The organism is Halalkalibacter sp. HAAS-P014, assembly GCF_056619965.1.
The window spans coordinates 269,637-294,826 of the sequence record NZ_JBWQTV010000002.1 but is presented as its reverse complement, the minus strand read 5'-3'; the positions used below and the strand labels follow the sequence as shown (position 1 = coordinate 294,826).

Below are 25,190 nucleotides of genomic sequence, written 5' to 3'. Positions count from 1 at the left end.
AACTCGATCGTTCAAAGTTACTGCGATTTATAAACGGATCAGTTTGTTATTACGCAAAGAATTTTGACATGCTTCAAGCACTTTCATGTTTTTAATCGTTTCATCTCCACTATATATTGGCGTGATACCATTTAATATACAATCAGAGATATGATCAACTTGAAGTTTATATTGATCGCCTTTTAATACTTCTTTACGTATTTCTCCAGATTGATCTGTAATTAAAATGGTACCGTCACCATCATTCACCATATCAGGTCTAAATGCATCTAATACTTCAATTTTCCCCTTCGAACCTATTATTTCATATTGATTTACTTTAGGTTGAAGAAAACTACAATCAAAGGTCGCTATTACGCCATTATCAAATGATAAAGTTCCAGCCGTAGTTAGATCAATACCAAATTGGGATGAGAAGTTACTTGTTGCGTAGGCTTGTATAGGTTCTTTACCTAGTATCATACGGCTCGCATGAATACAGTAACATCCAACATCATAAAGACTGCCCCCACCTAAATCGTCATTCAGTTTGATACTATCTTTGGTTAAATCTAATTGAAAAGAAAACGTTGAGCGCATCACACTCACTTCACCAATTACGCCATTACGAATGATTCCTCTTACTCGCTCGTGTTGAGGATGAAATTGATACATAAACGCTTCCATAAAAACAACGTTGTGTTCATGACAAACATCAATCATTGATTGGGCTTCCTTAGCTGTTAATGCTGCTGGTTTTTCACATAGTATATGTTTCCCTTTTTGTGCAGCTTTTTTTACCCAAGTTGCGTGCAAAGCATTAGGCAAGGGAACATACACTGCTTGAACCTCATCATCATTTAGTAATTCCTCATACGATGCATAACGCTTTGGAATGTTAAAATGATCAGCAAAATCATTAGCTTTTCTACTATCAGTTCTATTAGCTACTGCAACTACTTCAGCATTTTTTGATCTTATCATAGCTGGGACAAGGGCTTTTTTAGCTATCCCAGCTGTCCCTAAAATCCCCCACTTAATTACGTTTCCCATCCGATCTTCCTCCACCTTTACATTTTGTGTATGTATTTATTTTACACTAGAAATGCAATCGTTTTCACAATTTATCAGTATTCACTTATTTGTAACACAATAACAAGTAGAGACAGGATGAGTTCCTGTCTCTAGAAAATTAAATATTAATCATGGAAGTTGGTACCATCCGTAACAGCTTTAATAACACCTACACGGACAACAAAGTCACCAAAATGCTCCCCTTCCTCTCTTTCTTTTGCATAACGCGAAAGAAGTAGACGAAGTTCGTTTAAGATTTCTTCTTCACCAATATTTTCACGATACATTTTGCTTAAACGACTGCCGTCAAAAGCTGCACCTAGGTACATATTATATTTTCCGGGCGCCTTCCCTATGAACCCAATTTCACCAAGTGTTGGGCGCGCGCAACTATTCGGACATCCCGTCATTCGAATGGTGATTTCCTCATCTCGTAATCCATTTTCGTTAACAATATTGTCTATTTTATCAATTAACTCTGGCAAATACCGTTCTGCTTCAGCCATAGCTAAACCACAGGTTGGAAGAGCCACGCAAGCTAATGAGCTACGACGAAGGGCCGAATAATGCTTGCCATCTGTTAATCCGTACTCCTCAATTAATTCAGTGATTTTTTTCTTTTTCTGACTAGTAACATTTGCTATCACCAAATTTTGATTAGCAGTTAAACGGAAATCACCAGTATGAACTTTGGCAATTTCGCGTAAGCCAGTCATAAGCTTATAATCTTCAAGATCTGTAATGCGTCCACCTTGTACGAAAAGGGTAAAGTGCCATCTGCCTTTAGTTCCTTTCACCCAGCCATAGCGATCACCGTTCGATTCAAATTGATACGGCTTTGCTGCTTCCAAATTCCAACCAAGTCTGTTTTCAAGTTCATTTTTGACTGTATCAAGTCCAAGTCGATCTACTGTGTACTTAAAACGAGCATTTTTTCGGATGGAACGATTACCATAGTCACGCTGAATTGTAATAATCTTTTCGGCTACCTCATATATTTGTTCTGGTCTACAGAAACCAATCAATTTACCAAGTTGTGGATATGTTTCTTTATCGCCATGAGACATACCCATACCACCACCAATTGTAACATTGAAACCAATTAACTTGTTATCTTCTACAATTGCAATAAAACCTAAATCTTGTGAAAAGATATCAACATCATTTGATGGTGGAACTGCAATGCCGATTTTGAACTTTCGTGGTAAATAAAGTGGACCGTACATCGGCTCAACTTCTTCTACTTCCGGTGTGCCAGCCACTTTCTCTTCATCAAGCCATAATTCATGATAAGCCCTAGTACGAGGCAATAAATCGTCACTCAATTTTTTTGACCATTCAAATACTTCTGCATGAATGTCTGACTGATCTGGGTTTGGATTACACATCACGTTTCGATTAACATCACCACATGCTGCAATTGTATCTAAAAGGGATGCATGAATTTCTTGGATTGTTTTTTTCATATTCCACTTTAAAATTCCGTGCATTTGAAATGCTTGGCGTGTAGTTAATTTCAACGTACCGTTTCCATATTTCTGTGCGAGATCATCCATAACAAGCCATTGTTCAGGAGTTGACACTCCACCCGGTGTCCGAACCCGTAACATAAACTGATATGCAGGTTCTAGTTTTTGTTTTTGACGCTCATTACGGAGATCTCGGTCATCCTGTAAGTAGCTGCCGTGGAATTTCATTAAGCGGTTATCATCGTCAGAAATTCCCGAGCTAATACGATCCAACATCGTCTCTCTTAAAGTACCACGCAAATAATTGCTTTCATCTTTTATGCGCTCCACATCACTTGGTTGGCCTTCGGGCGCTTTTAATACTTTATTGACCATCTATATCACTCCTCCAATCTTAAAGATCAATATACATCTCGTTGATAACGTTTTTGTTGTTGCATCTCAGAAAGATAACTTTCTGCTTGCTCATCATTCATATTGCCTTCTTTTGCGATAATGTGAAGCAATGTTTTATGAACATCCTGTGCCATGTTTTTTTCATCACCACAAATGTAAACAGTAGCTCCTTCTTGAAGCCACGCAAACAACTCTTTGCTTTGTTCAAGCATACGATGCTGTACATATACTTTCTCATCTGTATCACGTGAAAATGCGACGTCCATTTTAGTCAGTACACCGTCTTTTAACCATTTTTGCCATTCTATTTGATAAAGAAAATCAGTCATGAAATGTTGGTCACCAAAAAACATCCACGATTTACCGGTAATTCCCGCTTCTTCTCTTTCCTGCATAAATGAACGAAATGGCGCAACACCAGTTCCTGGACCAACCATAATAATTGGTGTCTCTGGATTCTCTGGCAATTTAAAATTTTGATTTTTCTGCACATAAACTGGAAGCGTATCACCAGGTTGTAGGCGTTCTGCACATAAAATCGAGCAAACTCCCTTGCGTTCACGGCCATGTGATTCATAACGAACTGCACCTACTGTTAAATGAACTTCATCTGGATTTGCTTCTAAGCTACTAGCAATTGAATAAAGTCGTGCTGGCAGTTTTCGTAAAATTGAAATCAGTTCTTGCGCAGAACCATTCCATGGTCCGTAATCACGAATCAAATCAAGTAAATCACGACCATTAATATATTCTTTTATTCGTTGTTCATTTTCGGTTGATAACAAAGACTGTAATTCTTTATTCTCTAAAAAATCGCTTGCCTTCTCAACTAAATTTTTCGTTAGTACAGTAATTTCAAATTGTGTAGTGAGCGCATCCTTTAATGGGAGTATTTCTCCTTGTTTGTTAATGGTCACTTCTGCTGTTGGGCTCAAATTTAGTTCTTTTAATAAAGTCTCTATTAATTCCATATCGTTTTCCGGGTACACACCGAGGCTGTCACCAGGTTCAAATTCAAGTCCTGAGCCTTCAAGTGATAATTCTAAATGACGAGTTTCTTTATTGGAGCCTCTTCCATTTAAGTTAATGTTCTCAAGTACTTCTGCTTTAAATGGATTTGTTCGGGAATACTCGGTTCCAGTTCCAGAACCTTGTGATGATGTTACTTCTGACTTTTCAGTAGCAACATCACTCTGTCCTTCATTCAAACCTTTTATAACGCCGTCTAGCCATTCTGCAGCCGGTTCATCAAAGTCAAGGTCACAATCAACTCGATTATAGAGGCGAAGGCCCCCTAACTCTTCTAATTTTTGGTCAAATTCTTTTCCTGTCTGACAGAAATATTCATATGAACTATCTCCTAGTGACAAAACGGAAAAGCGCAGGTCTTTCAGTTTTGGTGCGCGTCTACTATGTAGAAACTCATGGAAAGAAATCGCATTATCAGGTGGTTCACCTTCTCCATGTGTACTTACAATAACTAGTAGATTATGTAATTTCTTCAATTGATTTGGTTTAAAATCATTCATTGACGAAACAGTTACATTGAAATTACTTGCCTCAAGAGTTTTACCTGCGTTTTCAGCAAGGCCTTGCGCATTACCTGTTTGTGAGCCATAAAGTATCGTTATGTCTTTTGAAACTGGTGTACTTGAGCTCGGTTGAACTGCTACTGTCTGCGCCTCTGGTGCAGCAGTAACTGCAACTGTTTGGCTTGCGCTTAAATAACCAGTTAACCATACTTTTTGAGAGTCTGTTAATGTCGGCAGAAGACGATTAAGGAGCTCTGCCTGCTCCTGACTAAAGGGACTGTTCATTACCTGAAGTTGCAACACGATCCACCTCACAAATTAATATATTTTCTTATGCTGGTTCTTCAGCATTTTTCTGTCTAATCCAACACAGTTTGAATAAATTCCTGTAACTGTTAACTAAATCCTAGCTCTGTATTTCCGATTAGTCAAGTTGGTATTAGTATTCGATTTATTATTATTTTTGATTAGTCTTATTAGAAATTACAAATCAAACTTCTGTTCCTTAAAAGAATTTATCTTTGTTAACATAAAATGTCCTACAATCGAAAAAAATATAAGGGTATTCCTATTTACATCAAAAGGGAGTGAAATAAACATGAGTAAACGTTCAAAGTCAAAACGTAACATGATCAAGGGAAAAGATGCTGTGCAACCTAGTACAGGAGAGGAAAGAATTACGATTTCTAAAGTTGGCAGGGAATTAGAGGATCGTAAATAACAATATTTAACATAGAAGTGCTTGCCTCCACTACCAGTCCGGCAATATGACTGTTGTGGAGGCATTGACTTTTTGCCTGGAAACAATTTGCTCTTTTCTTTACAGGTGAAGTACTTTATAATTTCCTGTTAGCAAAGGAGGGGGTATAATTGTCACAAATTAAACATTATATATTTTTTGATTTTGAAATGCTTTGTGCAGATAAAGGTATGACTTTTCATTCGATGGAATCTATTAGATTAGGCGCAGTAAAATATCACATTGATACAGGCCAGATTGAAACATTTGACCAATTCATAAAACCAAAATCCACTAAAACACTAAGTCTATTTTGCACCAAATTAACTGGCATTCATGATCACGATCTAGCTGACGCTGCTGACTTTAAAACCGTATTTCATGACTTTTTATCATGGGTTGGTGGTGTGAAAAAATCACGCTTTTTCTCTTGGTCTACTAGTGATTTAATGCGCCTAAAAATAGATGCGGCAACACATCTATTTTCAGACGCAACGATTCAAAAAATTGAAAAGCGTTATGTAGATTTTCAGGCTCTTTTTACAAAAAGGGTATCGAAAACAAACGCATCTGTTGAATCTGCATTACAATTATATGGTTTGCATTTTATTGGTAAAAAACATAATCCAATGTATGATGCTTACAATACGCTTCGAATTTATATGCACTTTCTAAATCAGCCGATAAAAACAGATTTACTAATGCTAGAGGCTTTTATATTTGAAAATGAATCATATTCGTTAACGCATTTAAATACCCAACTTAATGAAAAGATTCATCATGACCTCTCTATCCTTATAGGTACTAAGGACACGTACGAAATAAAAGAAGCTAGTAAGCTTTTAAAAACAGTAAAAAAGCTAGTAAAGAAATACAATAACATTCTTACCAATCGATCAGGATTATTTAATAAGAATAATGTTTTATTAGTTGAGCTTTTAGTTTCGTTTTATTACTCTTTCCAAAAAACATACCAAGAACATGTCTCTTACTCTTCTAAAGTTTTAATTTTAGATGAATTTCACTGGTTTTCACCTAAAAAATTATCTTTGAAGCGAGGATGAAAATCTTCCTTCATACATAGAATATGATTCTTCCTTTCCTACTTACCCTAATGCTCTTTTCACTTGAAAATTAACGTCATGTTACGTATCCTTATTTGAATAAGTACAATATTCATTCATAGGAGACTAAAACTAATGATTGATGCTCATATTCATCTCTCCCAATACGATAAGGAAACTCTTCCTCACGACATTCAAAAATGGAAAGAAGCTGGGGTTAGCCGGTTAATAGCAGTTTCAAATGATTTAGCATCTTCCTATTTAACGTTGGAGTTACAACTGAAATACCCTGATTATATTATGGCTTGTGTGGGATTTCACCCTGAATTGCCCCCACCAATTAAACAAGATTTTCATGAATGGAAATCACTTATTAAACAAGAACGTAATAGGATTACAGCTATTGGAGAAATTGGATTACCTCATTATAAACTTAGTCACTTGTCAGAATCACTTGAATACCACATCGATCTGTTCAAACAATACTTAGAAATCGCTAAATACTTTCAACTGCCTGTAGCACTACATGCTGTCCATGATAAGGCTGGGATTGTGTTATCTATACTCCAAGATACAGGGATCAAACAAGCCCATTTTCACTGGTTAAAAGCATCCGAAAAAGTCCTTGATGATATTATTCAGGCTAGGTATTTTGTTTCTGTAACCCCTGAAGTATGTTACCGTAGTCGCGATCAGCTGTTAGCAACTAAAGTACCACTTACACAATTGTTAATCGAAACAGATGGACCTTGGAAGTTTGATGACGTATTCAAACAGCATCAAACAACTCCTTTATTTCTACCGGCTATAATTAGAAAGCTGGCTGATATCAAAAAGGTTTCACATGCTAGAGTTAAGCATCAAACAATTAAAAATACAGAAAATTGTTATCAAATTACCTAATCAGTTGTTTGAGTTCGGAACTTGAGTAATTAGTAAGGACGCCTGGTTTGGAACGAAGATAGTCGATAATTTCAGAATCATGTAGCCCAACGTACCTTTTTAACCCTTCAATAATCATGCTTAAATATTCATTTGAAGGTTTATTAAAAGAAACATCTAGATCCCAATCTGCTGTGAAAGTAAATATAGGACGTCCTTTTTCTTTACCTAAATACAATATCGTTCCATACCATGAATCTCTGAGCGTTTTGTAACCGTTAGTTTCGACCTCTTTTAAATTAATGGCTAGTTCAAGCCCATTATTTTCTTGTTTGACAACATCCAAAAATTGTTCTTCTGTTATTAAATACTTCCTGCTATAAGTGCGAGTTTGTTCATCCTTGGTCAACCCAATAAAAGCAACACCTTGTTTTTGCCACCGACGAGATTCTTTTGCAAAGTATAAAGGATAATGCATTTCATATGTCGCTTCTTCAATCGGAAGGGACTTGTCACGACAGCCTACCTCAGCTTTTTCTGAACCTTCAGGCTGCCCACCTCTGATGTAACATAAAAACCGATCTCTGCTTAAGTTTGATCCGTAACTTGCATACCAAACATAATTATTTGTATTAATACTAATCACTTCCTTTTCGAGAAAGATTTCGCACACTCCAAAACAAACTGATTGAATACTAATTGCATGCTTTCGTCCTCGCTGGCCATCTCTTCTGGGTGCCATTGAAGCCCTACTAACAAGCTAGATTCATTTTTTCCTTCTACCGCTTCTATTACACCATCTGGGGCGACGGCGACCTTTTTTAAATTTGGTGCTAGCTTGTCAATAGCTTGATGATGCATACTATTAACTCGAACTTTTTCCATAAGAATAGTTGAGAAGAGCCAACTATCTTTAATTATGTTGATTTCATGTGTCGGGTCAGACCTTTCAGCTTGTTGATAATGTTTGATTGCAGTGGGGTTATACTGTTCAATGTCTTGTATAAGAGTGCCACCCAACGCAACATTCAACATCGTAATCCCTCTGCATATCCCTAATATTGGTTTCTTTTGAATTATTGCCTGTTTTACCAACTCGATTTCCACGTTGTCCCGTTTCATATCCGTTTTTTGTAATTTGGGATCAGGATTATCACCGTAAGAAAACGGCTCAACATCCTCACCGTTACTTAAAATAACCCCATCACAAATAGAAATCCAGTCCTCTGCTAAATCTTTTGAACCGATGGGAATCACAATCGGAGCTCCTCCAGCATCAGCTACTGCACGTATAAACTTATCATGTAAATGAACAGATCTGATTTGATTATGATACACAATAGAACTTGTAATACCTATAATAGGTTTAGTGGAGGTTTTTTTCATATCTCTGCTCCTCTAAAAATTCATCTCTTTTGGTCTTATTGTAATCTAATTATCGATGAAAAATTCAAGATGCAACTATTATTTAAGGAAAACGGAAAGAAGTCTACATGTTAGTGTAGACTTCTTTGTAAGATTGGTGGTATTGCTTCTTTATTTTTTGAATGCTTTTTTACGACCTTCAGCTCCAACTGAAATACCAGAATTAAAATCAGAATTTTGATCTTCTATCCCAAGCTTTGGTTTCTTTGCCCCACTTAGATACGGAGTTTTATGTTTCTTCTGTATTTTACTAATTTTATCGTAATCCTGGTTCATCAAAAGCCCTCCTTTTTATAAACCACCAACTTATAGGTTTCTCCAAATAGCTTTATTCATACTTAAAAAAAATACAAGCTTTTTAGCTCTGTTGTAAAGCTGTTACGACTTCTTCTAGCTTCATCCCTCTTGAAGCCTTTACTAAAACAAACGTTTGGTTATCTGTCATAGCTTTTAAGTCCTTAATTAGGTCTTTTTTCTTCTGATAAGCGAACACTCGATCTGTAGGTAATATGCTACGTGCACCTTCTGCAATATATTCTCCTAAAACTCCATACGTATATACAAAATGAATTTTTTCAGGATCAATATTTTTACCGATGTCATAATGGAATGCATTCTCATCAGGACCAAGCTCGAGCATATCTCCAAGAACAAGAATTTTTTTCGTATATCCAGGTAGATTGGCCGCTAGTTCAATGGCTGCCCTCATTGAAGTAGGACTTGCATTATAAGCATCATTGACAATCTTTTCACCTTTTGATCCATTAACTAATTCCATTCTCATATTCGTTAATTTTAAAGATGCAAAAGCCTGATTCATTTTTTCAAAAGGGATTCCAAAATGTTTAGCAACCAACATCCCACTTAGAGCGTTTAAAATATTATGTATACCTAGTACAGGCAGATTAAATTCAATTTCATGATCATTTATTTTGAACAAACTACCATTGTCACTTTGAGTAATCTCTCTTGGATAAACGGTATTGTTTTCAAGTCTTCCAAACGTTTGAATGTCAGCGTTCCCTTTAAAATTCTTTAGTGGTTCATTTAGTAATGGCTCGTCACCGTGATAAACGATTAATCCATTATCTTGTAAGCCTTGAACAATTTCTAATTTTGCCTCTGCAATCCCTTCTCTAGAGCCTAGATCTTGAAGGTGTGACTCACCAATATTGGTTATAATAACTACATGAGGCTCTGCTAGCTTCGTTAAAAACTCGATTTCTCCTCTTCCACTCATTCCCATTTCTAATACAGCCATCTCTGTATCTTCATCTAAATCAAGAATTGTTAACGGTAAGCCAAGATGATTATTGTAGTTCCCTTCTGTTTTTTGAACTTTATATTGTAATGTAAGAAGGTTTGCCACTATATCTTTAGTCGTGGTTTTTCCGTTACTTCCTGTAATTCCAACTACTTTTACATCCAAATCATTTCGATAGCTTCTTGCGAGTTCTTGCAAAGCTGTTAACGTATCATCTACAACTATAACTGGTAAGTGAAGTGGCGGGTTAGGAACATCACTTTGCCAAAGGGCTGCAGCTGCTCCACTTTTAATGGCATCCTCAACAAATTTGTGTCCATCGGAACGCTCTCCTTTGAACGGAACGAACAAGTTACCTTTTGCAATTTTTCTTGAATCAATCGAAACTCCATTAATTAATGAATCTTCATAAGTAGATAAGTCATTTTTAACATTTATCATACTGGTTATCTGTTTAATCGTTCGTTTTATCATAGTGATTGCTCCTTCTAAAAAAATGGTCGGACACGGCAAATAATGCCGTACCGACTTTCACTTACTAATTTACTTTATGGATAACGTATACCTTAGAACGTATGTTTAATTTTTTGTTTCTCACTATGTCTTTCGATTCCTAGTTCAACTAATTGTTCAATTAGTTTTGGATAATCCACTCCAGTATGCTTCCAAAGTAACGGGAACATACTGAACGGGGTAAATCCTGGCATCGTATTGACTTCATTAATATATGCTTTCCCATCTTTTGTTAAGAAGAAATCGGCTCTCACTAAACCTGAACAATCGAGGGCTTGAAATGCTTCAATCGCCATTTGTTTTAACAGATCATTTTCTTCTTTAGTTATTTCTGCTGGAATAACTAAAGCTGTATTGCCATCCTCGTATTTTGCTTTATAATCATAAAACTCAACTTTCGGAACAATTTCACCGGCAACAGAACATTCTGGGGCATCATTCCCTAAAACACCAAATTCGATTTCTCTAGCAGTAACTCCTTCTTCAATAATAATTTTACGATCAAATTGGAATGCTTCTTCAAATGCAGTCGCTAATTCTTCTCTATTTGTGCATTTACTAATCCCTACACTCGATCCAAGGTTAGCAGGTTTTACGAAGCAAGGATAGCCTATCTCACTCTCAACTTTTTCATATGTTTCTTCACTGGCATTTTCCCAACTACTGCGAATGAACCATACATAATTCACTTGAGGCAATCCAGCTTGAGCAAAAATATTTTTCATAATTACTTTATCCATACCTGCCGATGAGGCTAAGACACCATTTCCTACGTAAGGAAGGTTAAGGAGCTCTAATAATCCTTGTACGGTTCCGTCTTCACCATTTGGTCCATGAAGAAGAGGAAAAACGACATCAAATGATTCTTGTTGTTCTGTTGCCTGAAATAGAGTTGAAGCTAACGCTGTTGGAGGAAGTGTTTCCCCTTTAAATTCTAATTCTTTTACACTTTGAACTGGTCCAGTCAATAAAGGGCCTTTCATCCATTGTCCCTCTTCTGTAATGTAAATCGGGTGAATTTCAAATTTATTATGGTCTAATGCATTGATAACAGCTAAAGCTGTTTGCATTGAGACTTTATGTTCAGCAGATTTACCACCATATAACAACCCAAGTTTAGTTTTCATGTAAAAACCCTCCATCATGTATTGTACTTTTAAGTTTACCATTTCTTAATATAGGACAGAACAAATCGTTCGCATACCTACTATCTTCTTTTTAACACTAGTCTAATCTCACTCTATTCCATATTTATATGTATGTATTATACTGCTTGCTTAAATCCTTACAAAACAAAAAGCTATAGACTTTCAATAAGGAGATACATTTTAAAACAGTGTACTCGTTTTTAATCGTTGTACAGCCTCTTGTAAGAGTTCCTCACTTTGAACTAGAGAAATACGCACGTATCCCTCACCCTCTGAGCCGAATGCAACTCCTGGAATCATTACAATCCCTGTCTCATCAATTAATTTATAGGTAAACTCAGTTGAAGTAATATTTTTGGGGATTTTGGCCCAAATAAACATCGAAGCCCTCGGACGTTCAACCAACCAACCCAACTGATGTAACCCATTCACAAAGATATCACGACGTTTTTTATAAATGTTTCGTAAGTTCTCACTGAAATCAGTGTTGTTGTCTAACGCACGGATCGCAGCATGCTGAATCGGTAAAAATACACCGAAATCAAGATTAGATTTCAAGCGATTTAGTCCCTCGATCACATTCTTGTTGCCCACTACATAACCAATGCGACACCCTGCCATATTAAAACTTTTGGATAGAGAATTAAATTCAATTCCAATGTCTTTTGCTCCTTCAATCGATAAAAAGCTTATAGGTTTCTCTTCATAATACAGTTCAGAATAAGCAAAATCATGAAGTACGACAATGTTATATTTCTTAGCAAATATCACTACATTCTTGAAATACTCTTTCGTCGCAAGAGCTGGAACAGGATTTCCAGGGAAGCTTAAAATCATCAATTTTGCTTTCATTCTGATTTCTTCCGGTATCTTTTCTAAATCAGGTAGAAAATGATTCTCTTCTTTAATTGGCATAGGATAGGGTTGTGCCTCGGCTAAAGAAATACCTGCTGTGTATGCCGTATAACCTGGATTTGGTACTAAAATAACATCACCAGGATTGGTTAATACAGTCGGCAGATGAACTAAGCCATCTTGTGATCCCATAACCATTAATGCCTCATTGTTTGAGGAAATCGCAACATTGTATTGACGTAAATAATAGCGAGAAACTGCTTCGAGAAATTCTGGAGTGCCTTCCAATGAATAGCGATATAACGAAGGGTCTTTTGCTTTAGTAGCAATCTCTTCCATCACAAACTTAGGGGGCGACAAATCAGGACTGCCAATACTCAAATCAATTATATTGTAGCCTTCTTCAATTTTTTGTTTTTTGTATGTGGCTAATTCAGTAAAAATGCTCGTTTGAAAAGCTTTCATTTTATTTGAAAATGTGAAAGACATCTTTATACCTCACTTCTTGCTCCAAATGTACGTTAAAAAAATATTATAACAGATTCTTCCTTAGAATTATTCGTTTTCCGTCTAACTATCTTGAAAATAAAACGAAAGTCCAATAGAAACCAAAAGTACGTTTCTATTGGACTTTTATATATTCTCATTTAGCTTCTATGTCCCTTGTAATGTTTCGGAAAATAATAACTAGGTGGCTGGTTATTGATCGTTTTGGAAGGTTGATGATACGTTGACGGTTGGTTGAACATCTCTGCAGCATGAGTTCCATTCTTTGGATGAGGGTGCGTGTAATCCTGTGATGGCCAATGCGTAATATTCACCTTATGATAGTGTACAGGTTCATCTTGTACATATGCGCAGACATTTCCTTTGGTTTTCAGGTGTTTATCATCTTTTATTATTTGGTCAATCCCCATAACTGACGGAATTGTGATATGAGTGTCTCCTTTGATATAGGAGGGGTCTTGAATATGTTGATTCAATGACTGTAAAACCTCGACTTGTACGTTGCAGCTCTTGGCTACATCATATAACGACTCACCTTCACTTGTTACATAAATTTTCAATTTTATTGCCTCCTTATTTTATAATCTAATAGCATAGCAATATATGTGTATTCATTTAACCCAATTTTGCTATTTTCTACTTAAGGAAAATTATATTAATATGCAGGCACTTATTTAGTGACAACGCATAGTATGACGATGAGTCTATATAAAACTACACGTTTAACACGCAAACTAGAATCAACCATCTAAGGAGGAGAATTTCTCATGTGGACACATATGAATAATATATTTGGCATTCGTATTAACAGTACTTCTAATAACGCGTCAATGAACTTAGGGAATGCCTTGCATAAAGGGCATCAAGCTAATGTCAAAAGCCATACCGGTTACATTCAGCCAGGAGATGCGAACTTTTCCCCATTACAATTTAACAATGCCAATTTTACAAATGACCCTGACATCGTCGACCAAGCTCAAGGGCAAGTTTAAAATATTTATATATCAATTAAAAAAAACAGAATTTAGCGGATTTATTCGTTTCATTCTGTTTTTCTTTTTATTGAAGTAAACATCATTACAGTATTTCTATGCACTTCTTTCATTAGTACTACATACTATACAAATATTGAAGAATTTCGCTGTGTCATAGGCAGGTCAATAGGCATACGATTACAATATGAATGATGAATAGGAGGTATAAAGGTGACACATATAAATAATATCTTCGGCATTCGAATTAATAACGCCTCCAACAATGCCTCAGTGAACTTTGGTAACGTATTGCATAAAGGACATCAGGCAAATGTGAAGATGAACGTTGGTTATGCTCAGGCTGGAGATGCAAACTTCTCTCCACTTCAATTCAATAATGCTAATATGGTGAATGATCCTGATGTTGCTGATCAACCACAATCACAGGTTTAATGAGTATCGCGAAAGGACTGATTGTAATGCAAATAAATATTAGAAATATACGTATAAATTCAATTAGTACAATTGGCTCTTTGAATATCGGGAAAACAGTTTTGGCACAAAACAGAGCTACAAGTGCTCAATTTCCAAAACCCAACTATGAAGAAATTGAACCTGAAAATGAGAATGAGGAAAATAGTCCCTTTGTTGATTTTGTGCCGGCGATTGACGCTCCAGTTATGGGGTTGCCACCAGGTTCTGACCAATCTTAACTGAGTATACATTTAATTGATTGTGGTTAAATTGGCAAAGCTTTCACGTTTAACAAGGAGTGGATAGTATGTATTATTGGTATAATAATCAGTCATGTCCTTCAGGCTCTCAAGTAGATCCACAATTTGTGGAATATCCATTTCAACAACAATATACTCCTTATCCACAACACATGTACTATCCAGATCAAAATTATACGAATTATCATTCTACTTACTATTCCTATAACCCTTACCAAACAAACGAATATCAAATCAATCCATATTATCAAACGGTCCCAGCGCAACACATGCCATTACCAACTCATAGTCAATCCGATCAAAAGCGAAGTAAAAAGAAACAAGTGATCGAAAAACATAATAAACAGACAGAAAAGGAACAAAATCGCGACAAGCAAAATAGCACTAAAGGCAATCTTGTACCTGAAAATAATGCCTATAAACAATATTATGATAGCATTAGCCATCTAGATCCGCTCTTGTTGCTTGAAAAAATGAACAAGCAAATTACTCAACTAAGTGAAAAGTTAGATTTGGTTGAAAAAGAGAAAGAAGAATTAAAAGACCAAGTTGAACAAATCAAGCCTATTAATATTGAAAATATCAATTATAAAGTTCAAGAATTGACTGTTGAAGAGTTATCAGGGAATTTAATGATTGGTATGACAGCATTAGGTGACGCAGAAGAATTAAAAAACTTATTAAATGAAAATGGAAAAATTCAGTTCAATGATATCGATACCGAAAAGTTCGAACAGGAAATGGAAGATCAAGAGTTTGGCAATGAAGGTTGATGGATCGCGCTATAAATAACATAATTGTAAATTATTTCACTTGGAAATTATTATACAGTATTGTTAGGTTGAAGCATTTCATACAGCATCCTAGCTGCTTCTTGTTCTGTCCTTGGTAATTTCTTCGTGTCTAGCATACGAAACAGTCTTGCGATTACTGGTAAATGTAAGTTCGCCTTTCTTATCCACTCTTCATCTACCAATAATTCAGGTCCACCTACAGCAAGAAGCCGGCCTTCTTTCATTAATATAATCGTGTCAGCCCAAGAAGCAGCAAAATCGACATCGTGCGTCGATAATAAGATTGTTTTCCCCATAAAATTAAGTCCTTGTAGCAATGCAGCTACGTCGTCTCGTCCTTGGGGGTCTAAATAAGACATTGGCTCATCCAAAACAACGATGTCAGGTTTCATGGCTAATATACCAGCGATGGCCACTCTCTTTTTTTGTCCATAACTTAGATGAAAGGGCGCCTTTGATTTAAATTCTAACATTCCGACCGAACCAAGTGCCGCGCGACATACATCTTCAATTTCTTCCTCTGACATCCCTAAATTACGTGGACCAAACTCTACATCATCTAAAACGGTTCCAGAAAAGACTTGATCATCAGGGTCCTGAAAAACAATACCTACCTTTTGACGTATCGTTTTTGTGGTTTTTTTCGATAATGGGATTCCCATTATTGTTACACTGCCTGCTTGTGGCATTTTCAATCCATTTAAATGGTGAAGAAGAGTCGATTTCCCAGCTCCATTAGGCCCTAACAAAGCTACTTTAGCACCAATAGGTATTTGAAGTGTAATATCCTCAATAGCTGTTGTCCCATCTTGATAATCAAATGTTAAATTGGTAACTTCGATAGCATCCATTTTATCCCTCCTACATAAACTTTCCTAGATATATAGAAGTGACTAGCATCCGACTAGCCACCTCCACTTTAAAACTAGTGATTAGTTCTTATGAAAATTTCTTCCCTAACTTACCGGCATCGACCATTGACGCCAACACATCAGCAATAATACGCGTAGCAAGTAATGATGTTTTATCACTGATATCATAAGGAGGAGATACTTCTACAACTTCTAATCCACAAATCCCTTCCCGAGCAATTAAGTCTAAGAATTTCAATCCTTCTCTCGGTGTAAAACCCCCAGGTTCAGGCCAGCCTGTTCCAGGAACGAACCCAGCATCAAAGCTATCAATATCTACGCTAAGATAAACGGCTTTGGCTCCTTTCCATGCTTTTTCCAAAGCAATTTCTGCGACCTTCTCAATCCCTAACCGTTCAATATCCATAATCGATATTGCTGTTGTATTAAATTTTCTTACATTCTGAACAGCTTCCCGAGGTACTTGCCAACCACCAATCCCTACTTGAACTAGATTTTCAGGTGGAGCATTCGGGATGTTTGTTGCATGAAACCACGGGGTTGTGTGCATACGTTCATCCATGTCTTTTTCCTGTAAGTCTAAATGGCGGTCCATATGGATTATGCCGACTTTGCCATCGACATTGTCTGCAATTGCCCTCAGACATGGATAGCCTATAGCGTGGTCACCACCGAGCATGACGGGTAATGTCCCTTGAGCGAAAACATGAGAAACAGCTTTGAAAATTTGGTCAAAGCTTTTTTCAATATTAGCAATGGTAAATACATCGCCGACATCACACATGTTTAATGACTCAACCAAATCAACTCCCTTTTCATAGCTATAGCTCGTGTAGAGCTTTGAGATACGCCTAATCGCTTCAGGGCCAAATCTTGCTCCGGCTCTGTATGTTGTACCAATATCAAAAGGAACTCCCATAAAAGCTACATCATATTCTCCTACTTTACGCACATCTTCCAAAAAAGGGGTTCGTAAAAAAGTAGGAATTCCTGCATAAGCAGGTCTTGGTTCCCTTGTGAACGTCGATATGGTACGGTCCCCAATAGAAGGAGCAGCTTCTAACCCGTACTTTAGTGACCTTTCCAAAATCCTTTGGTTTTCCACTTCTGGAATTTTTGCTTCCTTTGCAGCTTGCTCAAGGCCTAATAAATCGTACTGCCTATCACTTTCGAGTGCTTTTTTCTTCCGGAAGCTCAGCCCATGATCGTCAAAAAAGCCCACTATCTACCACCTCTCTCCGTAATCTAGGATGATTATAAATCTTGCTGAAAGGAGTCGAAGTCCATTCCAACATCATATATATTCATAATGAATTCCCTTATTACATCAATAAAAAAGACCAGCTTTATTTTTTGCTGGTCTTATCTAAGTTTTGGACGATTACTTTGTTTTTGGACTGATTTGATCTAAATAACCGATGTAAATGAATAAATAAATGTCCACGTTTAAATAATGCTTCGACTTTATCGTCACGTACGGCAAATGGCAATTCAACTGAACGTTGTATTGGGCCCTGTGGGATTTCTTGATGTACTAAGCGAAACCCATTGTAATCAATATGAACCGTACCCCTTATTTCGAGAGTCTTTTCATATACATATATATCAACATCCTCTAACTTTAGCCCCGGTAGAGCGAAAACGCAAAGTAGTTCGTGCCCAGATTCATATATATTCATGTTGATATTGGTAGTCGCGCCACTACTATTATTCTCTACATCCATATTTTCAAATGCAGAAAAAAAATCTTCTCCTAAAAAGTTCGGCAAAGATTTTTTCCAATTATTTGGCCAATATTTATTCACCTTTGTCCCTCCTCATAAAAATTTCTTTATATATTTTATGAGATATAGATAAATAGGTGACTGATGAATACTTTTTCGTTTCTGTTTAATTGCTTATAATTGGTTATTTACCCTTCCATATTAATCCTATGTTCATACACTATGATATCAACAACTATATAGAAAAAATGGAGGAGTGAAAAAGAACATGTTTCCTAAACACCTTAACCAACGAATGAAACCACCAATGTCTCCGATGGGGTTCAACCCTTTTGAATATGGGATGCAACACCTTCCGATGAATACCCCTTTTTTCGGAAACTTTTTCAAGCAAGTCCCCCCTCATCAAGGAGCTAACCAAACACATGAGCCTAATCAACCAGGTCAACCGTTTCAAATTGAAAATCCATTCCATCCCTCTTTTATGAGTTTAGGAATCCCTAATAAAGGATCAATGAATCATCCATTTTTAAGTTCTTTTTTTGGTCCTGAAGATTATCCAGTAGGGGGTACGACGCAAAAACAAGGAAATTCACCACATTCACCAGAGCAACAAACACCTAATCAACAGCAAGCGGCAAACGCTATAGGAGGATTTCCTTTTAATATGATGGGAGGAGGAATTGGAAAGGCAATTAATTTTTATCAACAGGTAACTCCAATGTGGAAATTTTTTAATGATTTTATGAAGTAGGTACGTTGAACGGATGATGCGACATCCTAACCGATTGTCTTGGATGTTGTATTCCTCCCCTCTTAATGATGCCGATCAAAAATCATCATTATTTTCTTCTTCCTTATTTTTTTTAACTGGACATCCAAAGTTAAATTCATCACCAATGATAATCTCACCTGCATTGATTTTTTGGTTTGCCTGATGACCTTTATGAATGGATGGACCATAATTTATAGAAGCCCCTCCTGAAATATGATTAACAGTTAAATGGTTAATGATTGTTTTGTGTCCGTGCTTTCTCATCTCACCCTACCCCCTTCCTTATCATTAATTTATGTACTAACGGACAACCTTGTATAGTTGAGCGTCTTCTTACTTGCAAAATGTATGGTTGTCTATATGTTTCGATAAAAAGACTGCTTCGTTCTGAAATACAATGAAAGAATTTTGGGTTGGACAAACATATTTCATAATTGGCATTGATATAGATAATTGACTCCTTAAATAATAGTTGATTTAAATGCTAACGAATGAATCAGAATCAAAAGACAAGGGAGGTGATATTGATTTATGCATATAGCTGATGGTGTTATTAGTCTTCCGGTGGCTATAACAACGACTGTTGGAGCAGTTGGGGTGTTAGCTTACTCAATAAAAGGAGTAAGGGAGGAAGAGATTCCAAGAATCAGTCTTTTGACTGGGGCATTTTTTGTTGCATCTTTAATAAATATCCCGATCGGTCCTACATCCGTACACCCTCTTCTAGGTGGATTTCTTGGTCTAGTATTGGGAAAAAGAGCACCACTTGGTATTTTTATAGGACTAATTCTACAGGCTGTTTTGTTTCAACATGGTGGAATTACTACACTTGGGGCAAACATGTTATTAATGTCAATACCTGCTTTATTCATTTATTTCTTATTTAAACCTTTAAGAAACACTTCATTGTTATTTAAAGGTTTCATATCAGGATTTTTAGCGATTTGTTTGGGAGTTATCCTTCTAATTATCCTTCTACTTTTCTCTGATCAACGTTACGGAGAAGGTGTTTTCTCTGTGATTCGTATCGTCCTCATAGCTTATTTCCCATTAGCCTTGTTAGAAGGAACTTTAACCGCATTTGCAGTGAAACATCTCTATACAATGAAACCAGATCTACTAGATACTAAGTAGCAAATTTAGAATGGAGGTGATATATAAAACCGATGCGCACTATACTAATGCCCTTACTATTCTTAGGGACCTTTATCCTTTCTATACTTGTGATTCCCGAAACTGCTAACGCTCACAGGATGATAATTGAGCAAAATGACGACCGAACAATACTCGTTCGTTATGATGATGGAACGACCGCTGCTTTAGCTAACGTGTCTGTTTATCATCAGGACGGAACACTTCTTACAGAAGGAAAAGTTGATCAGGATGGCTATTTTTCTTTCGATAAAGAACAATCTCCTTATCGATTTGTTGCTGATGATGGTTTAGGTCATCGAGTCACATTAATAGTAGATCAGGATCCCAATTTTTTAGAATCAATGCCATTAGCAATTCGAACATTCTTAGGACTATCAGCCTTACTCTTTGTTGCGGCTATTTTTATTTTCCGTACCAGAAATTGAAACAGAGGTGAGTAATCGATATGAAGAAAAATATCGCTATTTTTATCTTTGCTTTTTCATTACTATTGTTACTTTTTCCAGGTTCTACTTCGGCCCATGAACTTTTTATTCAAGTAGAGGAACAGACTGAAGGTGAAGAGTTAAGAATAGATGTTTTATGGGGACATTTGAGTGACTTTGTAGATAACGCCGATCATGATCAATACGATTTATTTGTTAGATACCCAAACGGTGAAGAGGAGCAACTTGATATAGAGAGCATTGGCGTGCATGCAGTTTCATATGTACCTATCACGGACGAAGGAGATTATACGTTCTGGGCTGTCAGGGAACCGAGTACATATACACCTGATAACGGAGTGACTCAGTTAAGTAATCAGATGGCCAAAGTCATTCACCAAGTCGGAGGTAGCGCTTCAACTGCAGATGAACCAATTAACTTAGACTTAGAAATAGTCCCAACAATTAGTTTTTCAAATTTTACTACCGGATTATTTAGAGGTATAGTTCAATTAGATGGCCAGGAGGTTCCTGATGCAACAGTAACAGCATACGGACCAGATGGTGAAATCTTAGAAGGTATAACAGATAGTAATGGTGTTATTGAATTTAACTTTGAATCTACTGGACAATGGTTGTTAAAAGCAAATGTTAGATCAGAGACAGAGGGAGAACTTGATGGTGAAGAATATGAAGTTCTAAGTCAAACTTCCACTCTTTTATTAGATACATCTGAACCAGAGGAGAGTTCAGCAACAAATATTTGGACATTGATTGCTACCTTAGTAATTGGTTTATTTATTGGAGCTTCTGTCGTATTACTAACTATAAAGAAAAAGGGAAAAACGACTTAGGTCGATCCCCGAAGGTGTGAGAATCCATGACAAATAATGGAGAAAGCGAACAATTAGCAGGTATTTCGAATTGGGCAGTTGTTTGGGAACCTCGTGCCAAATTGTTAGCAGCTGTCATTTATATCTTTGGTGTTATCAGCTTAACAACTCCTTCCATTGCTCTGCTTGCCTATTCCGTTTCAGTATTAGCTGTACTAATTATGGGGATATCTATCACGTTATTACTAAAGAGGTATTTAATCATTTTGCCTTTCCTTCTATTAATGACTGTTCCATTATTATTTGGTCAAGGTATCCCACTGGCAATGGAAAACGTATCTTTCGCTAGTTTAGTGATCCTAAAAGCCTTTACTTCCATGACAGTTATTACCATAATTCTTGATACGCAATCACTTGAACAATTCATGACAAGTCTTGCTCACTTGAAAGTACCGCCAGTATTAATAACAGTGTTGATGCTCTCCTATCGTTATGTATTTTTATTTCTTGACGATATTCAAAAGATGCAAACTGCTGCAAAGTCACGTTTTTTCCGAGGTGGAATTGGACTTAAACAGTTGAAAATTTACGGACAGTTAACCGGATGTTTGCTACGAAAATCATTAGACCGATCAGATCAAGTTTACGAGGCAATGGCATCGCGTTGCTTTAACGGAAGGCTTCGTTTTGCCAATCCGCAGGTTGTGACTAATGTCGATATTGTGAAAACAGTATTAGCTATTACAATTGTTGGATTTCTAATTGGATTTGAGAGATTCATTATGTTGGCCTAAAACCAAAAGGGAAGGAGTTGTTAAAGATCAACTCCTTCCTTTTTTTTATTACTTTTTCGTTAACTCGATCGCTTTTTTAATATCTTTAAATGAATTGGATTTTCCATACATTAGTACTCCACCTCGGTATATCTTTGCACCAAATATAGCAAGTAGTACGATTGTAACTAACAATACTATAATTCCTAATATAGGTTCAATTGGAGCTATATTTAACATGCCGACTCGAAGAAACATCACCATTGGTGTGAAAAATGGAATATATGATGAAATCGTGATAAATGTTGATTCTGGAGCTCCTAACCCAAATATTGCAATAAAAAAACCAATCATAACAAGAAATGTCATCGGCAAGATCATTTGTTGGACATCTTCAATCCTACTAACAAGTGATCCTAATAAAGCCGCTAACGTAGCGTATAAAAAATATCCTAACAAAAAGAAAATAATAGCATATAGAATAATAGATGTTGATAAATCAGTAAATCCAAATACGTCGAAGAATCCTCCGACTAGATTCTCTTGATTTTGCATTAATGAAAAGTACCCTACTAATAGTAAGACAGTCAATTGAGTTAACCCCACTAACCCTACCCCTATTATCTTAGCAAACATTTGCTTCACCGGAGAAACACTCGAGATTAAAATTTCCATTACGCGTGAAGACTTTTCGGTTGCGACTTCTGTAGCTATCATATTCGCATACATAATGACAGAGAAATAGATGAAAAATAACAGGATGTATACGATCCCTCTTGCTTGATTTAATTCTTCATCTGATTTAGCACCTTCAACTATGGCTTCTTGTTGAAAATTAACCGGAGAGTTTAGTAATGTTAACTCTTCTGATGATAGATTTAACTGTGAGGCAGCAACTGTGGAATGAATATGTTGCAATGCTGTATGGATACTTGAGGAAATGGCATTCATTGACAAAGATGTTGACTTATAGACCGCCTCAGGAAGTTCATCTTCTCCATATGATAAAATTAGTAAACCTTCGTACTTACCTTCTTCGACATTCATTTCAAGTTCTGTAACGGCATTGCTTTCTTCTAACAGCTCAATACTTTCATTAATTAAATTCAATTCGGCCTCGAGCTTAGGTAGCAATTGATCTGTGTGGTCGAGAACGACTACCTGGTAAGTTCTATCTTCTTCTTGAAAAGCCCCTGTTATCGTACCAATATTTGCCATAATTAGTATACCAATAGCTAGAAGGATGGTCGTAATAATAAATGATCGAGCTTTTAATTTTGAGAAATACGCATGAGAAAGCATAATCCAAAAACTATTCATAAGAAGTTCCCACCTTTTCAATAAATATGTCTTGTAAGGACGGTTCTTCTAATTCAAATTTCCTAACAAACCCTTTTGAAACAACATGTTGAAAAACCTTTTCGGCAACAGATTCAGATTCAACTTGCAGGTGAACTCCTTCTGTTGTTTTTTTCCATTTCAACACACCAGGAAGATCTTCCAATGCCTTTAAATCAAAATCAGCATGGATGGAAATATTTTTCTTTCCAAATGACCGTTTAATCGTTTTTAAGTTTCCCAACACAACTGGTGATCCTTTGTGCATAATACAAAGGTTCTCGCATAGTTCCTCCACATGCTCCATTCGATGACTAGAAAACACAATCGTTTTTCCATTTTCCTTCATTTCTTTTACAGCATCTTTTAATAGTTCAACATTTAGAGGGTCCAACCCACTAAACGGTTCATCTAAAATGAGTAGCTCAGGTTTATGTATTACAGCTGCTATAAATTGGATTTTCTGTTGATTGCCCTTCGACAGTTCTTCCACTTTTTTATGCTTATATTCAGGGATGTTAAATCGGTCGAGCCAAATTTCTAATTCTTTTAAAATAGCTTGTTTTTTCATCCCTCGTAACCGAGCAAGATAAACAATTTGATCGCTTACTTTCATTTTAGGATAAAGTCCTCGTTCCTCTGGTAAATAACCAATTCTTGAAGTAGTTGAATAGTTTACCTCTTTACCTTGCCATGTTATTTTACCTTCTGTCTGATCCAACAAACCTAATATCATTCTGAATGTAGTTGTTTTTCCTGCCCCATTCGCTCCAAGGAATCCAAACATTTCTTGAGTCGGAACTTTTAGAGTTAGATTATCTACAGCAGTGAAATTACCAAATCGTTTGGAAACATTCTCTAGCAACAAACTCATTATATAATCCCCCTTCAACCTTTTTTGGTTTAAATGACCTAGCTCTTCTTAATTGAGAACTAAAGTTTCCTTCCATTTTATAGCTACTATCAAATACGAATTAAAGAGCAACACGTTTCATTTTTTATTAAACTTCAAAAAGAAAAGGTGTAACAAATGCTACACCTTTTCTTTTAAGTCAAAGCCAAACAGTAATGATTACTTCAACAGCTTTATTACTGGCCTACATTCGTAACTATGGAGTTTTGCACTATGATTAGAGCTCAAAATCTACTCCAATACTATCGATTCTACCTACTTCTTTAATGTAAGCAGCTACTGCTTGATGTTCTTTGTTTTCCACATACGCATTAAGTGCTTCTTTATCTTCAAAGCGCACAGTAAGGACTACTTGATACTCCTTGCTTTTTTCTGCAAAATTCAGACCAGCTTGAAGGTCAACAATTCCAGTTAGGTGGTCTTCCAACGCTTTAAAACGAGTAATAACATCCTGTAATTGCTCAGGAGTTGTAGTATCTGCAAATTTTATAAGTACGGTACGATTAATCATGGCGAATTCCTTCTTCCTATTCTTTATTTTCTCCTGTTTTATTTTAACGAACAATGTATGCAATCGCAATAATTTAGAATAGGTAACAATCACTGTAGTTGCCGTACTCGATTAAGTGTTATACAACAAAAAAATCATACACGATAAAAAAGAAAAGAATTTTTAAAATTTATTGTAAAACAGTATTGATTTTTATAAACTGTTATAATACAATTAACTCAACAAAACATTTGGAGGGATTACAAATGACACCAACACCTGAATACTTTAGAAATATCGAGCCAAAAAAATGCACTGATTGTGGGACTTCAATGGATGAAATGCACGAATGCTACTTGAATCAATGCGACAAATGCTTAAGACTTATCGATCATAATTAATAGCACCAACTGTTGTAATACAGGAAACCCGAAAAAGTCGACTTCATAATTAGTCGGCTTTTTTCTAGTTTGATTACTATTATTTACAATTCAATATAAGATCCGACTTCTATCGCTAATTTGTTAACGAAAGAACAAAAAT

30 protein-coding genes are annotated in these 25,190 nt (G+C 36.3%); 13 read left to right on the top strand and 17 right to left on the bottom strand.

Annotated features, from left to right (window positions below):
- Positions 1-27: 27 nt before the first annotated feature.
- The 3 genes from AC1FXZ_RS02225 to AC1FXZ_RS02215 all read right to left on the bottom strand — a co-directional run bounded on the left by AC1FXZ_RS02225 (position 28) and on the right by AC1FXZ_RS02215 (position 4,750).
- Positions 28-1,032, bottom strand: a complete 1,005-nt coding sequence (locus AC1FXZ_RS02225) for a Gfo/Idh/MocA family protein (RefSeq protein ID WP_480050585.1) — start codon at positions 1,030-1,032, stop codon at positions 28-30.
- A 146-nt stretch (positions 1,033-1,178) separates the two neighbouring features.
- Positions 1,179-2,897, bottom strand: a complete 1,719-nt coding sequence (cysI, locus tag AC1FXZ_RS02220; RefSeq protein ID WP_480050583.1) for an assimilatory sulfite reductase (NADPH) hemoprotein subunit — start codon at positions 2,895-2,897, stop codon at positions 1,179-1,181.
- A 26-nt stretch (positions 2,898-2,923) separates the two neighbouring features.
- Positions 2,924-4,750 (bottom strand): assimilatory sulfite reductase (NADPH) flavoprotein subunit, encoded by a 1,827-nt coding sequence (locus tag AC1FXZ_RS02215; protein WP_480050581.1) that lies wholly within the window; start codon positions 4,748-4,750, stop codon positions 2,924-2,926.
- A gap of 298 nt (positions 4,751-5,048) precedes the next feature.
- Between AC1FXZ_RS02215 and AC1FXZ_RS02210 the strand changes: the two genes are divergently transcribed.
- The 3 genes from AC1FXZ_RS02210 to AC1FXZ_RS02200 all read left to right on the top strand — a co-directional run bounded on the left by AC1FXZ_RS02210 (position 5,049) and on the right by AC1FXZ_RS02200 (position 7,156).
- Positions 5,049-5,171 carry a hypothetical protein gene (locus tag AC1FXZ_RS02210; protein ID WP_480050579.1) on the top strand — a complete coding sequence of 41 codons (123 nt, stop codon included), beginning with the start codon at positions 5,049-5,051 and terminating at the stop codon, positions 5,169-5,171.
- 149 nt (positions 5,172-5,320) lie between these two features.
- Positions 5,321-6,253, top strand: coding sequence for a 3'-5' exonuclease (locus tag AC1FXZ_RS02205; protein WP_480050577.1), 933 nt, complete (start codon positions 5,321-5,323; stop codon positions 6,251-6,253).
- Between the two features lie 135 nt (positions 6,254-6,388).
- Positions 6,389-7,156: a TatD family hydrolase gene (locus AC1FXZ_RS02200; RefSeq protein ID WP_480050575.1), complete on the top strand. Its 768-nt coding sequence runs from the start codon at positions 6,389-6,391 to the stop codon at positions 7,154-7,156.
- Here the strand turns inward: AC1FXZ_RS02200 and AC1FXZ_RS02195 are convergent.
- The 7 genes from AC1FXZ_RS02195 to AC1FXZ_RS02165 form a co-directional block, all read right to left on the bottom strand.
- The gene (locus AC1FXZ_RS02195) at positions 7,149-7,808 is read right to left on the bottom strand and encodes a hypothetical protein (RefSeq protein ID WP_480050573.1); all 660 of its coding nucleotides are present in this window, start codon (positions 7,806-7,808) and stop codon (positions 7,149-7,151) included. The two genes, AC1FXZ_RS02200 and AC1FXZ_RS02195, sit on opposite strands and share 8 nt — an antisense overlap.
- Positions 7,778-8,521 carry a gamma-glutamyl-gamma-aminobutyrate hydrolase family protein gene (locus AC1FXZ_RS02190; RefSeq protein WP_480050571.1) on the bottom strand — a complete coding sequence of 248 codons (744 nt, stop codon included), beginning with the start codon at positions 8,519-8,521 and terminating at the stop codon, positions 7,778-7,780. The genes AC1FXZ_RS02195 and AC1FXZ_RS02190 overlap by 31 nt, the downstream gene beginning before the upstream one ends.
- A gap of 150 nt (positions 8,522-8,671) precedes the next feature.
- Complete coding sequence (locus AC1FXZ_RS02185; protein WP_480050569.1) at positions 8,672-8,836, bottom strand: hypothetical protein; 165 nt, start codon at positions 8,834-8,836, stop codon at positions 8,672-8,674.
- Positions 8,837-8,918: 82 nt separating this feature from the next.
- On the bottom strand, positions 8,919-10,298 hold the full coding sequence (locus AC1FXZ_RS02180; protein WP_480050567.1) for a UDP-N-acetylmuramoyl-tripeptide--D-alanyl-D-alanine ligase: 1,380 nt from the start codon (positions 10,296-10,298) through the stop codon (positions 8,919-8,921).
- A gap of 92 nt (positions 10,299-10,390) precedes the next feature.
- On the bottom strand, positions 10,391-11,464 hold the full coding sequence (locus AC1FXZ_RS02175) for a D-alanine--D-alanine ligase (RefSeq protein ID WP_480050565.1): 1,074 nt from the start codon (positions 11,462-11,464) through the stop codon (positions 10,391-10,393).
- 201 nt (positions 11,465-11,665) lie between these two features.
- Positions 11,666-12,829, bottom strand: coding sequence for an LL-diaminopimelate aminotransferase (locus AC1FXZ_RS02170; RefSeq protein ID WP_480050563.1), 1,164 nt, complete (start codon positions 12,827-12,829; stop codon positions 11,666-11,668).
- Between the two features lie 158 nt (positions 12,830-12,987).
- The gene (locus AC1FXZ_RS02165) at positions 12,988-13,407 is read right to left on the bottom strand and encodes a LysM peptidoglycan-binding domain-containing protein (RefSeq protein WP_480050561.1); all 420 of its coding nucleotides are present in this window, start codon (positions 13,405-13,407) and stop codon (positions 12,988-12,990) included.
- A gap of 207 nt (positions 13,408-13,614) precedes the next feature.
- Between AC1FXZ_RS02165 and AC1FXZ_RS02160 the strand changes: the two genes are divergently transcribed.
- From AC1FXZ_RS02160 to AC1FXZ_RS02145, 4 genes are all read left to right on the top strand, one after another.
- On the top strand, positions 13,615-13,839 hold the full coding sequence (locus tag AC1FXZ_RS02160) for a spore germination protein (protein WP_480050559.1): 225 nt from the start codon (positions 13,615-13,617) through the stop codon (positions 13,837-13,839).
- Between the two features lie 213 nt (positions 13,840-14,052).
- Positions 14,053-14,274: a spore germination protein gene (locus AC1FXZ_RS02155; RefSeq protein ID WP_480050557.1), complete on the top strand. Its 222-nt coding sequence runs from the start codon at positions 14,053-14,055 to the stop codon at positions 14,272-14,274.
- Between the two features lie 26 nt (positions 14,275-14,300).
- Positions 14,301-14,534 (top strand): hypothetical protein, encoded by a 234-nt coding sequence (locus tag AC1FXZ_RS02150; protein WP_480050555.1) that lies wholly within the window; start codon positions 14,301-14,303, stop codon positions 14,532-14,534.
- Positions 14,535-14,602: 68 nt separating this feature from the next.
- Positions 14,603-15,328: a hypothetical protein gene (locus AC1FXZ_RS02145; RefSeq protein WP_480050553.1), complete on the top strand. Its 726-nt coding sequence runs from the start codon at positions 14,603-14,605 to the stop codon at positions 15,326-15,328.
- 50 nt (positions 15,329-15,378) lie between these two features.
- On the opposite strand, the gene AC1FXZ_RS02140 is transcribed toward AC1FXZ_RS02145, so the two are convergent.
- From AC1FXZ_RS02140 to AC1FXZ_RS02130, 3 genes are all read right to left on the bottom strand, one after another.
- Positions 15,379-16,200: an ATP-binding cassette domain-containing protein gene (locus AC1FXZ_RS02140; protein WP_480050551.1), complete on the bottom strand. Its 822-nt coding sequence runs from the start codon at positions 16,198-16,200 to the stop codon at positions 15,379-15,381.
- An 88-nt stretch (positions 16,201-16,288) separates the two neighbouring features.
- The gene (locus tag AC1FXZ_RS02135) at positions 16,289-17,443 is read right to left on the bottom strand and encodes an agmatinase family protein (protein ID WP_480050549.1); all 1,155 of its coding nucleotides are present in this window, start codon (positions 17,441-17,443) and stop codon (positions 16,289-16,291) included.
- Positions 17,444-17,567: 124 nt separating this feature from the next.
- On the bottom strand, positions 17,568-18,026 hold the full coding sequence (locus tag AC1FXZ_RS02130) for an Hsp20/alpha crystallin family protein (RefSeq protein WP_480050547.1): 459 nt from the start codon (positions 18,024-18,026) through the stop codon (positions 17,568-17,570).
- Between the two features lie 187 nt (positions 18,027-18,213).
- Between AC1FXZ_RS02130 and AC1FXZ_RS02125 the strand changes: the two genes are divergently transcribed.
- The gene (locus AC1FXZ_RS02125; RefSeq protein WP_480050545.1) at positions 18,214-18,699 is read left to right on the top strand and encodes a hypothetical protein; all 486 of its coding nucleotides are present in this window, start codon (positions 18,214-18,216) and stop codon (positions 18,697-18,699) included.
- Positions 18,700-18,774: 75 nt separating this feature from the next.
- Here the strand turns inward: AC1FXZ_RS02125 and AC1FXZ_RS02120 are convergent, their stop codons facing one another.
- Positions 18,775-18,984 carry a spore germination protein gene (locus AC1FXZ_RS02120; RefSeq protein ID WP_480050543.1) on the bottom strand — a complete coding sequence of 70 codons (210 nt, stop codon included), beginning with the start codon at positions 18,982-18,984 and terminating at the stop codon, positions 18,775-18,777.
- 267 nt (positions 18,985-19,251) lie between these two features.
- Between AC1FXZ_RS02120 and AC1FXZ_RS02115 the strand changes: the two genes are divergently transcribed.
- From AC1FXZ_RS02115 to cbiQ, 4 genes are read left to right on the top strand one after another with little or no spacing between them, the layout of a single operon-like run.
- Positions 19,252-19,854 carry a CbiM family transporter gene (locus tag AC1FXZ_RS02115; RefSeq protein ID WP_480050541.1) on the top strand — a complete coding sequence of 201 codons (603 nt, stop codon included), beginning with the start codon at positions 19,252-19,254 and terminating at the stop codon, positions 19,852-19,854.
- A gap of 32 nt (positions 19,855-19,886) precedes the next feature.
- Complete coding sequence (locus AC1FXZ_RS02110) at positions 19,887-20,300, top strand: Ig-like domain-containing protein (RefSeq protein WP_480050539.1); 414 nt, start codon at positions 19,887-19,889, stop codon at positions 20,298-20,300.
- Positions 20,301-20,320: 20 nt separating this feature from the next.
- Positions 20,321-21,154, top strand: a complete 834-nt coding sequence (locus AC1FXZ_RS02105; RefSeq protein ID WP_480050537.1) for a DUF4198 domain-containing protein — start codon at positions 20,321-20,323, stop codon at positions 21,152-21,154.
- 26 nt (positions 21,155-21,180) lie between these two features.
- On the top strand, positions 21,181-21,927 hold the full coding sequence (cbiQ, locus tag AC1FXZ_RS02100; protein WP_480050535.1) for a cobalt ECF transporter T component CbiQ: 747 nt from the start codon (positions 21,181-21,183) through the stop codon (positions 21,925-21,927).
- 48 nt (positions 21,928-21,975) lie between these two features.
- Here the strand turns inward: cbiQ and AC1FXZ_RS02095 are convergent, their stop codons facing one another.
- The 3 genes from AC1FXZ_RS02095 to AC1FXZ_RS02085 all read right to left on the bottom strand — a co-directional run bounded on the left by AC1FXZ_RS02095 (position 21,976) and on the right by AC1FXZ_RS02085 (position 24,668).
- A complete protein-coding gene (locus AC1FXZ_RS02095) occupies positions 21,976-23,226 on the bottom strand; it encodes an ABC transporter permease (RefSeq protein ID WP_480050533.1) in 1,251 nt (416 codons plus the stop codon).
- Entirely contained in the window at positions 23,219-24,118 is a 900-nt protein-coding gene (locus tag AC1FXZ_RS02090) for an ABC transporter ATP-binding protein (RefSeq protein ID WP_480050531.1), read from the bottom strand. Before AC1FXZ_RS02090 ends, AC1FXZ_RS02095 begins: the two co-directional genes overlap by 8 nt.
- Before the next feature lie 256 nt (positions 24,119-24,374).
- Positions 24,375-24,668 carry a Dabb family protein gene (locus AC1FXZ_RS02085; protein WP_480050530.1) on the bottom strand — a complete coding sequence of 98 codons (294 nt, stop codon included), beginning with the start codon at positions 24,666-24,668 and terminating at the stop codon, positions 24,375-24,377.
- A gap of 245 nt (positions 24,669-24,913) precedes the next feature.
- On the opposite strand from AC1FXZ_RS02085, the gene yhfH reads away from it, so the two are divergent.
- Complete coding sequence (gene yhfH / locus AC1FXZ_RS02080) at positions 24,914-25,048, top strand: protein YhfH (RefSeq protein ID WP_480050528.1); 135 nt, start codon at positions 24,914-24,916, stop codon at positions 25,046-25,048.
- The last annotated feature ends 142 nt before the right edge of the window (positions 25,049-25,190 follow it).

Excerpts from the sequence above, each read along its gene's own strand:
- AC1FXZ_RS02225 (WP_480050585.1), bottom strand. The coding sequence starts at position 1,032 with ATGGGAAACGTAATTAAGTGGGGGATTTTAGGGACAGCTGGGATAGCT.
- AC1FXZ_RS02105 (WP_480050537.1), top strand. The coding sequence starts at position 20,321 with ATGAAGAAAAATATCGCTATTTTTATCTTTGCTTTTTCATTACTATTG.
- AC1FXZ_RS02150 (WP_480050555.1), top strand. The coding sequence starts at position 14,301 with ATGCAAATAAATATTAGAAATATACGTATAAATTCAATTAGTACAATT.
- AC1FXZ_RS02090 (WP_480050531.1), bottom strand. The coding sequence starts at position 24,118 with ATGAGTTTGTTGCTAGAGAATGTTTCCAAACGATTTGGTAATTTCACT.
- AC1FXZ_RS02145 (WP_480050553.1), top strand. The coding sequence starts at position 14,603 with ATGTATTATTGGTATAATAATCAGTCATGTCCTTCAGGCTCTCAAGTA.
- AC1FXZ_RS02175 (WP_480050565.1), bottom strand. The coding sequence starts at position 11,464 with ATGAAAACTAAACTTGGGTTGTTATATGGTGGTAAATCTGCTGAACAT.
- AC1FXZ_RS02125 (WP_480050545.1), top strand. The coding sequence starts at position 18,214 with ATGTTTCCTAAACACCTTAACCAACGAATGAAACCACCAATGTCTCCG.
- AC1FXZ_RS02180 (WP_480050567.1), bottom strand. The coding sequence starts at position 10,298 with ATGATAAAACGAACGATTAAACAGATAACCAGTATGATAAATGTTAAA.
- yhfH (WP_480050528.1), top strand. The coding sequence starts at position 24,914 with ATGACACCAACACCTGAATACTTTAGAAATATCGAGCCAAAAAAATGC.
- AC1FXZ_RS02160 (WP_480050559.1), top strand. The coding sequence starts at position 13,615 with ATGTGGACACATATGAATAATATATTTGGCATTCGTATTAACAGTACT.
- AC1FXZ_RS02110 (WP_480050539.1), top strand. The coding sequence starts at position 19,887 with ATGCGCACTATACTAATGCCCTTACTATTCTTAGGGACCTTTATCCTT.
- AC1FXZ_RS02085 (WP_480050530.1), bottom strand. The coding sequence starts at position 24,668 with ATGATTAATCGTACCGTACTTATAAAATTTGCAGATACTACAACTCCT.
- AC1FXZ_RS02185 (WP_480050569.1), bottom strand. The coding sequence starts at position 8,836 with ATGAACCAGGATTACGATAAAATTAGTAAAATACAGAAGAAACATAAA.
- AC1FXZ_RS02200 (WP_480050575.1), top strand. The coding sequence starts at position 6,389 with ATGATTGATGCTCATATTCATCTCTCCCAATACGATAAGGAAACTCTT.
- AC1FXZ_RS02140 (WP_480050551.1), bottom strand. The coding sequence starts at position 16,200 with ATGGATGCTATCGAAGTTACCAATTTAACATTTGATTATCAAGATGGG.
- AC1FXZ_RS02190 (WP_480050571.1), bottom strand. The coding sequence starts at position 8,521 with ATGAAAAAAACCTCCACTAAACCTATTATAGGTATTACAAGTTCTATT.
- AC1FXZ_RS02170 (WP_480050563.1), bottom strand. The coding sequence starts at position 12,829 with ATGTCTTTCACATTTTCAAATAAAATGAAAGCTTTTCAAACGAGCATT.
- AC1FXZ_RS02095 (WP_480050533.1), bottom strand. The coding sequence starts at position 23,226 with ATGAATAGTTTTTGGATTATGCTTTCTCATGCGTATTTCTCAAAATTA.
- AC1FXZ_RS02115 (WP_480050541.1), top strand. The coding sequence starts at position 19,252 with ATGCATATAGCTGATGGTGTTATTAGTCTTCCGGTGGCTATAACAACG.
- cysI (WP_480050583.1), bottom strand. The coding sequence starts at position 2,897 with ATGGTCAATAAAGTATTAAAAGCGCCCGAAGGCCAACCAAGTGATGTG.
- AC1FXZ_RS02210 (WP_480050579.1), top strand. The coding sequence starts at position 5,049 with ATGAGTAAACGTTCAAAGTCAAAACGTAACATGATCAAGGGAAAAGAT.
- AC1FXZ_RS02120 (WP_480050543.1), bottom strand. The coding sequence starts at position 18,984 with ATGAGAAAGCACGGACACAAAACAATCATTAACCATTTAACTGTTAAT.
- cbiQ (WP_480050535.1), top strand. The coding sequence starts at position 21,181 with ATGACAAATAATGGAGAAAGCGAACAATTAGCAGGTATTTCGAATTGG.